The 14,090-nt window shown below is 68.3% G+C and carries 15 protein-coding genes; 8 read left to right on the top strand and 7 right to left on the bottom strand.

Annotated elements, in window-relative coordinates:
- Positions 1-65 precede the first annotated feature (65 nt).
- The gene (locus tag AB0B64_RS13385) at positions 66-644 is read left to right on the top strand and encodes a TetR/AcrR family transcriptional regulator (protein ID WP_357941776.1); all 579 of its coding nucleotides are present in this window, start codon (positions 66-68) and stop codon (positions 642-644) included.
- A gap of 7 nt (positions 645-651) precedes the next feature.
- Here the strand turns inward: AB0B64_RS13385 and AB0B64_RS13380 are convergent, their stop codons facing one another.
- Positions 652-1,602, bottom strand: a complete 951-nt coding sequence (locus tag AB0B64_RS13380) for a M56 family metallopeptidase (RefSeq protein WP_357941774.1) — start codon at positions 1,600-1,602, stop codon at positions 652-654.
- A gap of 1 nt (position 1,603) precedes the next feature.
- Positions 1,604-1,978, bottom strand: a complete 375-nt coding sequence (locus AB0B64_RS13375; protein WP_357941772.1) for a BlaI/MecI/CopY family transcriptional regulator — start codon at positions 1,976-1,978, stop codon at positions 1,604-1,606.
- A gap of 154 nt (positions 1,979-2,132) precedes the next feature.
- Between AB0B64_RS13375 and AB0B64_RS13370 the strand changes: the two genes are divergently transcribed.
- Entirely contained in the window at positions 2,133-3,491 is a 1,359-nt protein-coding gene (locus AB0B64_RS13370; RefSeq protein WP_358177120.1) for a glycosyltransferase family 4 protein, read from the top strand.
- On the opposite strand, the gene AB0B64_RS13365 is transcribed toward AB0B64_RS13370, so the two are convergent.
- The 3 genes from AB0B64_RS13365 to AB0B64_RS13355 are packed head-to-tail and all read right to left on the bottom strand — an operon-like array spanning position 3,421 to position 5,613.
- Positions 3,421-3,816 carry a tautomerase family protein gene (locus AB0B64_RS13365; RefSeq protein WP_358177117.1) on the bottom strand — a complete coding sequence of 132 codons (396 nt, stop codon included), beginning with the start codon at positions 3,814-3,816 and terminating at the stop codon, positions 3,421-3,423. The two genes, AB0B64_RS13370 and AB0B64_RS13365, sit on opposite strands and share 71 nt — an antisense overlap.
- 25 nt (positions 3,817-3,841) lie before the next feature.
- Complete coding sequence (locus AB0B64_RS13360) at positions 3,842-4,399, bottom strand: TetR/AcrR family transcriptional regulator (protein WP_358177114.1); 558 nt, start codon at positions 4,397-4,399, stop codon at positions 3,842-3,844.
- 50 nt (positions 4,400-4,449) lie between these two features.
- Positions 4,450-5,613, bottom strand: a complete 1,164-nt coding sequence (locus AB0B64_RS13355) for an FAD-dependent monooxygenase (protein WP_358177112.1) — start codon at positions 5,611-5,613, stop codon at positions 4,450-4,452.
- A 226-nt stretch (positions 5,614-5,839) separates the two neighbouring features.
- Between AB0B64_RS13355 and AB0B64_RS13350 the strand changes: the two genes are divergently transcribed.
- From AB0B64_RS13350 to AB0B64_RS13325, 6 genes are all read left to right on the top strand, one after another.
- Entirely contained in the window at positions 5,840-6,337 is a 498-nt protein-coding gene (locus tag AB0B64_RS13350) for a hypothetical protein (RefSeq protein WP_357941762.1), read from the top strand.
- Positions 6,338-6,411: 74 nt separating this feature from the next.
- A complete protein-coding gene (locus AB0B64_RS13345; protein WP_358177109.1) occupies positions 6,412-7,773 on the top strand; it encodes an ATP-binding protein in 1,362 nt (453 codons plus the stop codon).
- Positions 7,774-7,821: 48 nt separating this feature from the next.
- Positions 7,822-10,110, top strand: a complete 2,289-nt coding sequence (locus AB0B64_RS13340) for a glycoside hydrolase family 95-like protein (RefSeq protein ID WP_358177106.1) — start codon at positions 7,822-7,824, stop codon at positions 10,108-10,110.
- Positions 10,111-10,278: 168 nt separating this feature from the next.
- Entirely contained in the window at positions 10,279-10,704 is a 426-nt protein-coding gene (locus tag AB0B64_RS13335) for a hypothetical protein (RefSeq protein ID WP_357941757.1), read from the top strand.
- Positions 10,698-10,931: a helix-turn-helix transcriptional regulator gene (locus tag AB0B64_RS13330; RefSeq protein WP_358177103.1), complete on the top strand. Its 234-nt coding sequence runs from the start codon at positions 10,698-10,700 to the stop codon at positions 10,929-10,931. Before AB0B64_RS13335 ends, AB0B64_RS13330 begins: the two co-directional genes overlap by 7 nt.
- On the top strand, positions 10,928-11,932 hold the full coding sequence (locus AB0B64_RS13325) for an NAD(P)-dependent alcohol dehydrogenase (protein ID WP_358177100.1): 1,005 nt from the start codon (positions 10,928-10,930) through the stop codon (positions 11,930-11,932). The genes AB0B64_RS13330 and AB0B64_RS13325 overlap by 4 nt, the downstream gene beginning before the upstream one ends.
- A gap of 132 nt (positions 11,933-12,064) precedes the next feature.
- On the opposite strand, the gene AB0B64_RS13320 is transcribed toward AB0B64_RS13325, so the two are convergent.
- Together AB0B64_RS13320 and AB0B64_RS13315 are read right to left on the bottom strand one after the other, a co-directional pair.
- Complete coding sequence (locus AB0B64_RS13320) at positions 12,065-12,727, bottom strand: hypothetical protein (RefSeq protein ID WP_358177097.1); 663 nt, start codon at positions 12,725-12,727, stop codon at positions 12,065-12,067.
- A 157-nt stretch (positions 12,728-12,884) separates the two neighbouring features.
- The gene (locus tag AB0B64_RS13315) at positions 12,885-13,892 is read right to left on the bottom strand and encodes a hypothetical protein (protein ID WP_357941749.1); all 1,008 of its coding nucleotides are present in this window, start codon (positions 13,890-13,892) and stop codon (positions 12,885-12,887) included.
- Positions 13,893-14,090 lie beyond the last annotated feature (198 nt).

Here is a 14,090-nt window from a genome sequence, read left to right as displayed (position 1 = left end):
GCGGCCCGCCCGCCGCCCGGATTTAGAGCATCGACAGAAGTGCTAGCGATGCTAGAGTTGTCGGCATGTCGATTCAGGAGCGCAAGGAACGCGAGCGGGCGGAGCGGGAACGGTTGATCATCACAGCGGCCCGGACGCTGGCCGAGGCCGAGGGCTGGGAGGCGGTGACGACGCGCCGCCTGGCCGAACAGGTCGAATACAGCCAGCCGGTGCTCTACAGCCACTTCAAGGGCAAGGACGCCATCATGGCGGCGGTCGCGGTGGAGGGCTGCGCCGACCTGGCCGTCGACCTGCGCGCGGCCCGTACTTCGACAGACGACCCCCGGCAGGCCCTCGCCGCCGTCGGCGCCGCCTACGCGGACTTCGCCGAACGGCGGCCCGCACTGTACGACGTGATCTTCAATCTGGCCGTCGACCTGCCCTTCGCCACCCCCGAGGCACCGGCTCCCCTGCAGGCGGCCTTCGGCGAGCTGAGCCAGGCGCTGGAATCGCAGGTCGGCGACGACGACCTCGGCCTGCTCACCGAAACCTTCTGGAGCGGCCTGCACGGGCTGGTGACGCTCATGCGCGGCGGCAGGCTCCCCCGCGAGTTCCACGACCAGCGGCTGGCCATCCTGGTCGACCGTTTCTCCCACCGCCCCTGACCCAGCTTCAGGCCGGGCAGTGGGGAGCGCAGAGCAGGAAGATGGGCGCCCCGCTGTGCACCAGCAGCGACTCGGCGTCCTGGTTGGCGTTCAGCGGCGCCCACAGCGTCAGGACGGCCAGGGCGGCGAGCACGGCCACGAGCACGGGCCGGCGCCGTGGCCGGGGGCTGAGCAGGGAGCGCACTCGCTCGGGTACGTCCGACGAGTGGTAGCCCATCGCCGGGGCCGCGGGAGAAGACGATGCGGCCAGCGAGGCGAGGGCGGCGCGAGCCAGCGCCCGGGCGGCGAGCGCGCGATCACCGACGGCGCTCGCGGCTTCTTCGTCGGCCCAGCGTTCGGTGGCGTAGCCGACGGCCCGGGGAAGGCGATACAGGAGGGGATTGACCGCGGCGGCCGCGTCGGCGAGCGCCCGGCACAGGTGGTGGCGGTGGGCCAGGTGGGCGTTCTCATGGGCCAGCAGGACGTGTCGCTCGTCCGGGCTCAGGGCGTTCAGCATGCCGGTGGAGACCACCACCCGCCCGCCACGCCGGGCGGGCAGGGCGAACGCCTCGGGGCGGACCTCGTCGATCACGACCAGGTCGCCCGGTCCGCCGTCCAACTCGTCGGCGACACGGCGGACCTCGGCCATGGCCCGGCGATGCCGGAAGATGGTGCGGGTCAGCCGGATCGCGGCGACACCTAGAGCGAGCGCCGCGCCCAAGGCGACCGGGGTGGGCACGGGATCGGCGTCGTCCCAGGACTGCAGGGACCAACCGCCGAGCCAGGCCACCAGCCGGATCTGGGCCAGCAGGGTCCAGGTGAGCAGCGCGAGCGCGTACGCGGTGCTGACCGCCGATACCAGCGCGGCGGCCACCAGGGCACGGCCGGCGGTGGACGGTGGCAGCCAGCGCGCCAGCGGCGCGGCGACCAGGCCGAGCAGCAGCGAGATGAGCAGCGGCAGGTAGACGTCGACGCGCATGTCAGGTGCCGCCGCTCTCGCGCAGGAGCCGCTGCAGCAACGCCTCGTCCTGCTCGGACAGCTCCCCGACGAACTGGGCCAGCACTCGAGCCCGGTCCTGGCCCTCACCGAGCAGGCTGCGCATCTGCGCCGCCCGCCGGGCTGCCTCGTCGCGCTGGATGGAGTAGGCGTAGGCGCGGCCGGTGCGGACCCGGCTGACGGCGCCCTTGTCGTGCAGGCGGCTGAGCACCGTCATGACCGTGGTGTAGGCCAGCGGGGATGCGAGCCGCTGGGCCACCTCACCGGGGGTCAGCGGACCAGGGGTGCCGGCCAGGATGGCCAGCACCTCACTCTCCAGGCCGCCCCGGTCCCGGCGTTGGCGCGATGGTGAGGTCATAAGCGCTCACTCTCTACTTACAGCTTGTGTAGCAGGGTAGCTGTAGTGCCTGGGCGATTCACCCCCTTCAACTACTACAAACTATGTAGTAGAAAGGTAGGGGGGTTCTGACATGTCCTTCTCGTGACGATCATCCAGGTAGGGGGCGGCTGAGGTGTACGAGCGATCGCGAAATTGGCTGCTGGGGTCGGGGGCACGCTGGGTGCGATGGACGGCCTTGTGGCTGCTCCGGCTGGCGGACCTGCGGCGGGCCCGCACGGCACCCGCGCCCGATGCCGGCACGGTGCGCATCCTGTTGTTCCACGCGTACGGCATGGGTGGCACCATCCGCACGGTGCTCAACCTCGCCGGATACCTGGCGCGCGACCACGACGTCGAGATCGTCAGCCTGATCCGCGAGCGGAACCAGCCGTTCTTCCCGCTCCCCTCCGGTGTGCGGATCTCGGTTCTCGATGACCGTACGCGCGACAAAGGCAGGCTGCGCCGATGGCTGTCGCGGCTGCCCAGCGTGCTGGTGCCCCCGACCGAGCCCTCCTACCGGCGCTGCTCGCTGCTGACCGATCTGGTGCTGCTGCGCTACCTGCGCTCGCTGCGCGGCGGGGTGCTGATCACCACCAGGCCGAGCCTCAACCTGTTCGCCGCCGGTTTCGCGCCGCCCGGGGTCATCACCATCGGCCAGGAACACCGCAACCTGGCCGCGCACAAGCCCGAGCTGCGCAAGGTCATCAAGCGCCGGTACGGCAAGCTGGACGCGCTGGTCACACTGACCCGTGCCGATCTGGAGCGCTACACCAGGGCGGTGCCCCAGCTCCATCTGACCTGCATCCCCAATGCCCTGCCACCTCTAGGCGGCGGCGACGCCTCGCTGGACGGCACGACCGCCGTCGCGGTGGGGCGGCTGGATCGGGTCAAGGGCTTCGACCTGCTCCTGGCGGCCTGGCGGCTGGTCGGCGAGCGGCACCCGGAGTGGACGCTGCGCGTCTACGGGTCGGGGCCGTGGCGCGAGCGGCTGAGGGCCCAGATCGAGGAGTCGGGGCTGGACGGACGCGCCTTCCTCATGGGGCGTACCGATCAGGTCGGAGAGGAGCTGGCGAAGGCGGGGATGTTCCTGCTCAGCTCACGCTCCGAGGGGATGCCGATGGCGTTGATCGAGGCGATGAGCAAGGGCCTGCCCGCCGTCGCCTTCGACTGCCCCACCGGTCCGGCCGAGGTCATCACCGACGGTCTCGACGGCCGCCTGGTCGAGCCGGGCGACGTCGGCGCCTTCGCCGAGACGATCTGCGAGCTCATCGAGAACGAGGACCTGCGCCGCAAGTTCGGCGCCGCCGCGAAGCGCACCGCCAGGGCCTATGACCTGCGGGAGATCGGCGCCCGCTGGGACAGCCTGCTGGCCGAGATCACGGAGCCTCGGCGGTCGTCCCGGCCCGGGACGGCCGTGGAGATCACGGAGCGGCCCGCGCATACTGGGCCACGCCGTCGCCGAACGACCAGTCGAGCGGCTCGTTCTCGGTGACCGTGACGAACACGTTCCGCGGCTCGGTGCCCGCGTAGTCCTGGGCGAGCTCGGCGATCCTGCGGTAGAGAGCCTGCTTCTGGTCCGCGGTGCGCCCGGAGCGCATCGTGATGGCCACGAACACGAGGCCGTCGTCCCGGTGGATGCCGAGGTAGTTGTCGTCGTAGCTGACCATCCGCCGCGTTCCGTCATGGCCGGTGATCACCTGGAACCTGTCGTCCGGCGGGATGCCGATGGCGTCGACCAGGGCATCGTGCACGGCCCGGCCCAGGGCCGCCAGCCGCTTCTCGTCTGCACGAACCGCATCAATGCGTACAAATGGCATTACTTCTTCCTTTCAACGATCCGGTTCAGTGGGCAGCGAGCAGGCCGAGCGCGCCGTCCACGGCCTGTGCGTAGACGTCCGCGTCGCCGGCCGCGCGGGCCAGCACATACGCGCCCTGCAGCACCGCGACGAGCGCGGTGGCGGTGGCCGCCGGGTCGAGCGCGGTGGCCAGCTCACCGGCCGCCCGCGCTTCGGTGAGGACCCCGGCGAGCCGGTCGCGCAGCCACGCGAAGGTCTCCTCGATCGGCCGGCGCAACGTGGGATCGGCCATGACGTCCGAGTCCTGGGTGAGCCGGCCCACCGGGCAGCCCCTGAGAGCCTCGCGCTCCCGGCGCAGGTAGCTGGCGATCCGCTGGACCGGTGTGCCCGAGCCGCCGAGCTCCGCCTCAGCGCGATCACGCAGCTCCTCGGCGCTACGGGTGATCGCGGCCAGCGCCAGGTCGGACTTCCCGCGGAAGTGGTGGTACATGCTGCCCTGGCCGGCCCCGGATCGCCGCTGGATCGCCTTCGGCGAGGTGCCTACGTAGCCGCACTCCCACAGCAGCTCCCGGGTGCTCTCGATCAGCCGTTCCCTCGTGTCCACGGCACTGACCGTACATACTAGTAGGTACAGAATGCAAGACCGGATCTCGGTCAGTGCTTGGGACCGCGCGCCAGCCCGAGCTTCCCGGCCACTTGGTCCAGCCGGTAGTACAGCCGCGGCGGGATGTGCGGGAGCAGCACCGAGTGCCGCTGGCCGAGCAGCGCGAACAGCTGCCAAGGCGGCAGGTTGATGTAGCGGGGCAGGCTCTCGTACCACCGCGCGCTGTAGCGGGCCGCCCGCTGGGTGGCCCGGATGACCGCCCGGCGTTCCCGCTCGTAGCGGGCGAGGGCGGGCTTGAGCGCCGTCTCCTCGTGCAGCGCGTTGACCAGGAATGCGGCGTCCCCCAGCGCGAGGGCGGTGCCCGCGCCGATGGAGTAGTGCGTGGTGTGCGCGGCGTCCCCGACCAGGACGAGGTTGCCGTGGTACCATTTCCGGTTGGTCAGTGTGCGGAAGTTCAGCCAGTGCGCCCGGCCGTCGGGGTGCGCCCGGCCGATCAGGGGGTGCCCGTCCAGGATTTGGGCGAAGAGCTTCTCCAGGAGGGCCAGGCCGTCGGCCTCGTTCGCCTGGTCGAGCCCGAGTCCCCGCCAGGTCTCAGGGGCGCATTCGATGACGCAGGTGCTGTGGTCCTTGCCGAATCCGTAGCCGTAGTACCAGATCCAGCCGTGCTCGGTCTCCACGAAGGCGAAGGTGAACGATTCGAAGATCTTGGTGGTGCCGAGCCAGATGTAGACGTTCCGGCCGACCGCGACCTGGGTCCCGAAATGGTCGGAGTGGCGCTCGCGCAGCACGCTGTTGACCCCGTCACCGGCGACGACGAGGTCGGCGTCGGCCAGTTCCTCCTCCTCGGCGATCTCGCGCTCGTACTCGATGCGCACACCGAGGGAGCGGGCCCGCTCGGTGAGGATGTCGAGCAATCGATGCCGGCCGATGCCGAAACCCTCGTCCCCGTGATCCACCGTCACCGTGGCGCGGTCGCAAACGTGCATGACCCAGCCGTCCCAGCGGACCGAGCTCTCGATGATGGCACGCGCGGACTCGGGGTCGACGCCGTGGAGACTGTGGAGCAGTTCGTAGATATATGTCACGCCCCAGCCATAGGTCGACCCGGCCGGATTTCGCTCATAGACGGTGATGTCGTGGGACGGGTCCACCCGCTTCATCAGGATCGAGAAGTACAGGCTGGCGGGCCCTCCGCCGACGCAGGCGACCTTCACGCTAACTCCCCATAACTACGCAACGTCATCAACTCATCTCATAGCGTAGCAATGAGGTATGTATTCCTGCGGTCTCCTCCGGCTGAACCACCAGTCACAAAATGCCCAATAATCGGCACAGCTCCCACCTCCTCAGGGTGGCCAAGTGCGTTCCCGTGCAGGTGGGACAATGGGGGTGTTCATTCCGTGCTCCCCCCTTGGCGACAATTTCAGGAAGGGGGCGGCCATGGCGACCATCGCTCATCACCCGGCGACAGAAGCGGCGCCCGGCGCCCTGCGGCTCGGCGCGGCGCTCATGGCACTGGCCGGCCTGACATTCATGGGTTACGCGGTGATCTTCTTCATCCGCAACTTCACCGGCGGGTTCCTGGAGCTCGGCATCGGTCCGCACGAGGTCGATGTCAGCCGGGCGCAGGTCCAGTCGTTCAGTCCCGACCTGTTCAGGTACATCGCGCACCTGCACATCGCGCTGTCAGGGTTCCTCGCCTCGACCGGGCTGGCCACCGCGGCACTCGCCTGGTTCGGGGTCAGGCACGGGCTCTGGTGGGCGTACGTGACGTCGATCGTGGTCCCAGTGCTGGGCCTGGTCGTCGCCCTGCCCGCGCACTACCCGTACCATTTCGCCACTCTCGGCCACCTCGGGCTCATCTACCTGGCCACCGCGATATTCGCCGTAGGCGCACTGGTGGCGCTGAAACCGATGCTGCACGCGCGGCACACCTGATCGCGTCAGGCGAACCAGGAGCGGCTGTCTCCACATCCGCTCCTGGCGCGTGATCGTCAGGCGGACGGAGAGACATGGTGACCTTGCGGCACGAGTTGTCCGTACGGACACGGATGACGCTGCTGGCCGGTGCCGTCATGGCGGCGTTGTGCGTGGTCTTCTGCGTGTTCATCCTGCTGGCCGCCCACGACCGCGCCATGGACGACCGGACCGACGTGATCCTCCAGTCCGAGCTGCACGTGGCCCGGCACATCTCGCGCGACCAGCTCCCTTCCCTGCTCCCCGACCATGGAATCCCCGCTCTCCAGGTGGTGGACGCCCACGGCAAGCTCGTGGCGGCGAACATGCGGATGCTCGGCCAACCACGCATGGCCTCCTTCGCCCCACCGGATGACAACCTGATCAAGGACCGGATCGTCTGCACCCTGCCGAGCTTCGGGGACACGTGCATGATCGTCGTGGCCATACGGGTCGCCGGGGCCGGAGGCGACTGGATCGTCTACGGCGCCGATTTCGTCGTCCCCGGGTACATCGATCGCTCGGTCGTCATCACCCTGCTCGTCGGGTCCGCGCTGCTGATCAGTGCCACGGCGATCGGCGCCTACCGTACCGTCAGCAAGACCCTCGACCCCGTCGACGACATCGTCGCCGAGCTGGCCGAGATCACCTCGACCGACCTCGGCCGCCGGGTGCCCGTGCCCGACCACCACGACGAGATCCGGAAGCTGGCCGAGACCGCGAACCTGACCTTGGAGCGGCTGGAGGCGGCAGTCGAGCAGCAGCGGCGCTTCGCCTCCGACGCCTCGCACGACCTGCGCAGTCCCATCACCGCCATACGCACCCAGGTGGAAGCGGCCATGCTGCACCCGGACGAGGCGGACTGGCCCGCGATGGCGCAAGCGCTGCTGGCCAGCCTCGACCGGCTGGAGGCGATCGTCGTCGACCTGCTGGTGCTGGCCCGGCTCGACGCCGGCGCCCAGTGCGACGGCGACCGCGTGGACCTGCGCGAGCTGGTCAAGTCCGAGCTCGAACGCCGGGCCCCCAAAGCACGTGTCGTGACCGACCTCGGACCCGAGGCGGTCGTCGACGGAGACCGGCTCCAACTCGGCCGCCTGCTCACCAACCTCCTGGACAACGCCGCGCGGCACGCCGACTCCACCGTGGCGATCTCGGTCCGCCGCAAGGGTGACGATGCGGTGCTCGAGGTGAACGACGACGGCCCCGGCATCTCCCCTGACCAGCGGGAATTCGTCTTCCAGCGCTTCACCCGGCTGGATGCCGCCCGAAGCAAGGACATGGGGGGTACGGGACTCGGCCTGGCGATCGCCAGGGAGATCGCCGAGCGTCACGGCGGGTCGCTGACCATCGAGGATTCGGAGAAGGGCGCGCGATTCGTGCTGAAAATCCCTGTCGCCCCTGCCGACCCAGCACGTTGAGAGGGCTTGACAGAGCCAGTCATCGGGATAGATCTTCTCATTCATCAGATGAATTGCCTCATCAGTCCCCCCAGTGGAGGCACTATGTCGGAAAATCCATCCTCGCGACGAACATTCCTCGGAGGTCTTGCCTTAGGCGGAGCCGCTGCGGTGGTCGCCACCTCCCCCACCGCGTGGGCGCAGGCCGTACCGGAGAAGACGGACGCGTACGGGGACGTCCTACGTGACGCCGCCATGATCTGGAAGCGGCTGCCCAGCGGCTGGCAGAACGGGCCGTTCCTGGGCAACGGGTTTCTCGGCGTGCACGTCTACAACAAGGGCGGTGAGGGGAACGTCCTGCGATTCATGCTCAGCCACTCCCTCGTACAGGACCAGCGAGGGCAGTGGGAGGCGGCGATCGGCTACTCACGGCTGCCCATCGGCTATCTGACACTGACCTTCGCCGGGACCGTCACCGCGGTGGACTGGCGGCTGGACCTCGAACGCGCCGAGCTCACCGGGACCGTGACGACCACCCAGGGCGGCGTCCGGTTCAGCGCGCTCGTGCTCAACCAGCGCGGCGTGCTGCTGGTGTCCATGACGCCGACCCCGGGAGAGGAGGCGGCGGCGTGGGGCTTCACGCCCCTGCCCTCCCATACGACCAGGACGATCCGGCTCCCGCCCGAGTACACCGGCAATCCCGAACCGGTGGTCGCCGAGGGGCACGTCGAGCAGCCCATGCACGCCGGAGGCGGGTACACGACGGCTTGGCGCGAGGTCCGGCACGGCACCGGGCGGGTGTTCGCGGCCACGATCGCCTATGGATACCCGGACTCGACCGGGGTCGAGGAGGCCGTACGGACCGTGCGCCAGGTGCTCGACGGGAACCCGGAGGCGCAGGTCGTGGCCCACCGGCTCTGGTGGCAGCGGTTCTACCGGCGCAGCCTGCTGTCGGTCCCGGACAAGCGGCTGCAGCGGTTCTACTGGATCCAGCTCTACAAGATGGCCTCGGCCACCAGGGACGGCGCGCCCGTGGTGACCGAGTGGGGGCCGTGGTTCCCCGAGGCGGGCAACAGCTGGACCAACATCTGGTGGAACCTGAACGTCCAGGTCAGCTATCCGATGATCAACGGCTCGAACCACCCGGAGCTGGACGCGGTGACCACAACGTTCCGGAAATATCGCGAAAATCTGGAGCTTAATGTGAATCCGGGTTATCGCGATGGGAAGTCGTACGCGCTGTGCCATCCGGGCGATCGCATGCTCAGGCCCGGCCCGCGATACGTCGGCGTGCCCGGCGTGAGTCCCAACGACCACACCGGCAACCTCACCTGGGGCATGCACAACGTCTGGCTCGCCTACCGCCACTCCATGGACGACGGCGTGCTGCGCGACGTGCTCCACCCGATCCTCACCGGCGCGATCACCTACTACGAGCGCTTCCTGGTCGAGGGCGCCGACGGGCGGCTGCACCTGCCCGAGACCCGCTCGCCCGAGTACGCCAACGCCTCCGACGCCACCTACGACCTCTCGCTCATCCGCTGGGGCTGCCGCACCCTCCTCGACAGCGCCGAGCGGCTACGCCTCGACGACCCGCGCAAGTCCCGCTGGCAGGAGATCCTCGCGCGGCTGGTGCCGTACCACCAGAACGAGGACGGGGTGATGATCGGCGCGGACGTGCCGCTGGCGGAGTCGCACCGCCACTACTCGCACCTGCTCTGGATGTATCCGCTGCAGGAGTCGCTCGACCGGCGCAGCTTCGAGCACTGGGCCGGCATGCGCGAGCGGTGGCACGGCTACAGCTTCGCGGCGGCCTCCTCGATGGAGACGCTGTTCGGCAACCCGGAGGAGGCGCTGGCCCAGCTGCGCTTCTTCATCGACGGCAACGTCGTGGACAACTGCGCGATCACCCCGAACACCATGTACAGGGAGGGCGCCAACTTCGCCATCGAGAGCCCGCTGGCCGCCGCCCAGTCGATGCTCGACATGCTGATCCAGAGCCATGGCGGGGTGGTCAAGGTGTTCCCCGCGGTCTCCGCCACCTGGGCCGACGTGTCGGTCGAGCGGCTGCGTACGCAGGGCGCGTTCCTGGTGGACGCCTCGCGGAGCCAGGGGCGTACGGACTGGATCAGGGTCCACAGCGAGGCGGGCGAGCCGCTGCGGCTCCGGCACGGCATCGAGGGCCCGGTCGAGGTCCGCGACGAGCACGGCAGACCGCTCCCCCACCGCGGTACGGACACGCTCGAGATCCCGCTGCGCAGAGGCAGGACGGCCGTCATCAGCCGGCCAGGTCAGCACCCTTCTCGGCCGCGCGATGTCCCGGGCGATGACAGCGCGCCCGCGTGGGGACTGCCCTAGCGGCCTCCGGCCGCCAGATTGACGCCAAGACCGTCGACGGACCCGTCGGCGGTCTTGCGTGTGTTCGGCCCGGGCTTGGACCGGAGAGCGATGTAAAACTTTCTAGACATGAAGTCAAAGATTTGCTACTTTCGAGATGTCAAAGATTCTGTACATCAGGGAGCTGTCATGACACTCGAAGAGAGACGGGCGTGGATCCGGCTGATCGTCTCCGTCGCCGCGTACGGCGGGTACGCGTTCGTGGTCTTAGGCCGGACCGGCGAGCGCCCGCTGGCCGAAGTGCCCTATGGCGCGGCGCTGCTGTGGAGCGTGGCAGCGGCCATCCTCGGCACGATCGCGCTCGAGATCGTGGTCGCCGCGGCCAGGCCGGCGTCCCTGGTCAAGGACGAGAGGGACCGGGAGATCGGGCGGCTGGGCGACCACGTCGGCCAGGCGTTCGTGGTGATCGGCGCGGTCGCGGCGATGCTCATGGCGATCGCCGACTGGGACCGCTTCTGGATCGCCAACGTCATCTACGTGTGCTTCGCCCTGTCGTCGGTCCTCGGCAATGTCGCCAAGGTCATCGTCTACCGCAGGAGCCTGCCTCAATGGTGAAACCGACCCGTGTGACCAACCGCATCCGTGCCCTGCGCTTCGCACACGACGAGATGACGCAGGCCGAGCTGGCCGACCGCATCTCCGTGACCCGCCAGACCGTCATCGCCATCGAGCAGGGCCGCTACTCGCCGTCCCTGGAGATGGCCTTCCAGATAGCCCATGTGTTCAAGGTCCCGCTCGACGAGGTGTTCCAATACCCCGACTCCCAGGAGGAGACACCATGAAAGCGATCGCTCAGGACGTGTACGGCTCGGCCGATGTCCTCCGGTTACGCGAGATGGACCGGCCGTCGATCGGCGACGACGAGGTGCTGGTCCAGGTACACGCCGCCGGGGTGGACCCGGGCGTGTGGGTCTGCATGACCGGCCGGCCGTACGCGGTGCGGGTCGCGTTCGGCCTGACCAGGCCCAGGGTGTCCGTACGCGGCCGGGCCCTGGCCGGGGTGGTCGTGGGGGTCGGCGCCGGCGTTCAGCGGTTCAAGCCCGGTGACGAGGTGTACGGCACCAGCCCACGCAGCGGCACGTTCGCCGAATACGCGGCCGCCCCCGCCAAGCGGCTCGCGCCCAAGCCGCCCAGGCTGTCGTTCGAGCAGGCCGCCGCGGTGCCCATCTCCGCGGTTACCGCGCTGGAGTGCGTCCGCGACGGCGGCCACGTACAGGCTGGGCAGAGAGTGATGGTCATCGGGGCGGCCGGCGGCATCGGGTCGTTCGCGGTGCAGATCGCCAAGGCGTCCGGCGCGAAGGTGACCGGGGTGTGCGGCACCGGCAAGGTCGACCTGGTGCGGTCACTCGGCGCCGACGAGGTGATCGACTACACCCGGGAGGAGGTCGACCGCGACGGGCCGAGCTACGACGTGATCATCGACCTCGCTGGCTGCCGCCCACTGGCGCTGCTGCGGCGCGCCCTGACCCCGCGCGGGACCCTGGTGCTGGCCGGCGGCGGACATGACGCCGGCGGGCTGCTCGGTGGCTACACCCGCCAGATGCGCGCGCCCTTCGTCTCGATGTTCACCAGCCAGCGGCTCCGTGGCGTGACCTCCAAGGAACGCGCCCAAGAGCTGGAGGAGCTGGCAGAGCTGATCGAATCGGGCGCGGTCACCCCGGTCATCGACCGCACCTACCCCCTCGCCGACGCACCCGACGCCATCCGCTACCTCGCCGAGGGCCATCCCGCCGGGAAAGTCGTCATCACCGTCGGAACAGGTCCGTCGGCTGACGCTCCATGACCTCCGCTCCCGCCCGCCGCTCACCAGAGCCTGATGGCAAGAGGAGAGCGACGGCCCGCTGGTCAGGGGCCGTCGCTCTCCCGTTTCGCCCATCGGACGCTTGCGGGTCATTCGCCGTGTTTGGCGGCAAAGCTAATTTTCAAGAAAAATGTCCCGGACTGCTTTCGTGAACTCGTCTCTTGGAAACGCCTGTCGCCGAGTGGTGTAGGCAGGCAAGTCCAGGGCCCCCAGAGCGCGTTCGGTTTGGCGTTCCGTCCGCAGCGCCAGGACGAGGGTGACCGTCGGATCACCGGAAGCCTCGCTCCGGTGCACTACATCTGCGGGCATCGTATAGACGCTCCTCGCGAAATGGCGCGTCTTCCGCTCGGCCTCGATCCTCACCAGGGTTTTGGTGGGCACCACGCGGTCGACCACGCCCTCGCCGTAGATCGTGAACACCCGGAAATCAGCATCGGACGGCTCGTCCACCTCAACGACACTTACCTCGACGTTTTCCAGGGCGCCGTGGGCGATATAGCTGACGAGGTTCCATGTGTGATCGTGCATGGGAGACACCTCGTCGGCCGTCAGGTGCCGACGCCGTACCACCGGCGGCCACAGATGCAGGCGCAGAGTGGCGTGTGGCCAGCGGGCGAGCGGGGCGTAGACGAACCCGAGAGGGTGCAGCAACGGCTCCACGGGATGGCGATCGCGGGCGACGGCGTCGAGCAGTCTGGCGCACGGCTCTTCGAGAAGGCGAGGGTCCTGCTTGCGAAGCAGGTCGCCGATCTCCGCAAGATCGGGTCGGTCGCCCATCGGGGACACGGCTCTCCCTGAGGTGTTACATGCTGGTGCGAGCTGCGCATCCGAAGATCGCTAGAGGCTTACCCTAGGACATGCGGGCATGCCAGACGCCCCGAACACGCGGAGCCTTGACGAGGCGGCCTCCGGCCTCCGGAGCCACGGAACGAGGTCAGTCGCCGTAGGGGTTGGTGGGGGTCAGCGCCTGCTGGCGGATGTGTGCGATGTCGTGATCCGTATAGGAGTGCAATGGAAGATGGAGCTGGTCGAAAAGCTGTCTGATCTCCGCGGTCGACGGTATTTCGGCTAATACGCTGTCACCGAGGCCGCTCAGGCGCACCGCCCGAGCTTGCCGGAAGCTGACCGACAGGTGGGTCGAATAGTCCGCGTAGAGCTTCGCATTGCTACGGATCCGGTAGGCGGGCCAACCTTTGTCCCGCACGGTTATGAGCAGATGGTCGTTGTAGCGGTCGAAGCGCTGATTGGACCATACCGAGGAGAGGGAGAGCTCGATATCCAACGGAGATCGCTGATTATACCGGAAAGCGGAAAGAACAGTCGCGAAACAATTGAGCTGAATACGCTTCCCGACTCCTTCGCCGTTGTCCTGCGGCCATAGTTCGTGCGCTATCTGCTGCTGATATCTGGCATAGGCGTCGCACAGCTCGAAATCGGCCGGATCCAGGATGTCAACGCGAATACGTATGGGCCGGTTCCGCAGTCGCGACAGCCGGGCGAGCTCTGGCAACGTCTTGGCCCGAAGGTATGTGCCCGTGCCTCCCTTGAACTCCCAGAAGTCGCAGGATCGACGAGCCTCGGAGAATGCCCGGCTGATCGCCGGGCCCGCTAAAACCTCGACTTCGGCCAGGCCGCGAAGCAGCCCGTACACGGGCGCCATCTCACCACCCAGCTGCCTCACCTCTCGAAGCTCGTACAGCGAATCATCCAGATCACCAATAAGCTCCGAAAACCTGCGCAGCGCCGTCTCACCGGTCTCCTGCTTCCGCCAGCGATCCCGTAGGAGAGAGAAGGCCAGCACCGCCAGAGTCACCAGGATCGTATTGTTGATCACGTCACCCGGGACCGCTTCCAGCACACCGAGAACACTGAACACAACAGCCAGAATGAGTGCGATTACGGCGTCGGCCTGGTCCTTTATCCGAGCAAGCCATCGCCGCATGGCTACCACCTTGGGAAATAATCGGAGCAAACCTCTCTGGAGAACTTCTACCCTCAGGCGCCATCGGTCAGTCATAAAGGACTATTCGCATTACCGGCTCCACTCGCATTACCAGCTCCACCCGCGGCTCGACCACCCGCGCCGCGGCGCAGCTCATGCAGGCGCTGCGAGAATGGTCGGCAACTGCCAGGGGGTTCG

The organism is Nonomuraea sp. NPDC049129, assembly GCF_040648495.1.
In the GTDB taxonomy this organism is placed as follows: Bacteria; Actinomycetota; Actinomycetes; order Streptosporangiales; family Streptosporangiaceae; genus Nonomuraea.
This window is presented reverse-complemented; position numbering and strand designations above follow the sequence as displayed.

Coding starts and splice junctions, on each gene's coding strand:
- AB0B64_RS13385 (WP_357941776.1), top strand. CDS start 66: ATGTCGATTCAGGAGCGCAAGGAACGCGAGCGGGCGGAGCGGGAACGG.
- AB0B64_RS13380 (WP_357941774.1), bottom strand. CDS start 1,602: ATGCGCGTCGACGTCTACCTGCCGCTGCTCATCTCGCTGCTGCTCGGC.
- AB0B64_RS13375 (WP_357941772.1), bottom strand. CDS start 1,978: ATGACCTCACCATCGCGCCAACGCCGGGACCGGGGCGGCCTGGAGAGT.
- AB0B64_RS13365 (WP_358177117.1), bottom strand. CDS start 3,816: ATGCCATTTGTACGCATTGATGCGGTTCGTGCAGACGAGAAGCGGCTG.
- AB0B64_RS13350 (WP_357941762.1), top strand. CDS start 5,840: ATGGCGACCATCGCTCATCACCCGGCGACAGAAGCGGCGCCCGGCGCC.
- AB0B64_RS13345 (WP_358177109.1), top strand. CDS start 6,412: ATGGTGACCTTGCGGCACGAGTTGTCCGTACGGACACGGATGACGCTG.
- AB0B64_RS13340 (WP_358177106.1), top strand. CDS start 7,822: ATGAATTGCCTCATCAGTCCCCCCAGTGGAGGCACTATGTCGGAAAAT.
- AB0B64_RS13335 (WP_357941757.1), top strand. CDS start 10,279: ATGACACTCGAAGAGAGACGGGCGTGGATCCGGCTGATCGTCTCCGTC.
- AB0B64_RS13330 (WP_358177103.1), top strand. CDS start 10,698: ATGGTGAAACCGACCCGTGTGACCAACCGCATCCGTGCCCTGCGCTTC.
- AB0B64_RS13325 (WP_358177100.1), top strand. CDS start 10,928: ATGAAAGCGATCGCTCAGGACGTGTACGGCTCGGCCGATGTCCTCCGG.
- AB0B64_RS13320 (WP_358177097.1), bottom strand. CDS start 12,727: ATGGGCGACCGACCCGATCTTGCGGAGATCGGCGACCTGCTTCGCAAG.
- AB0B64_RS13315 (WP_357941749.1), bottom strand. CDS start 13,892: ATGCGGCGATGGCTTGCTCGGATAAAGGACCAGGCCGACGCCGTAATC.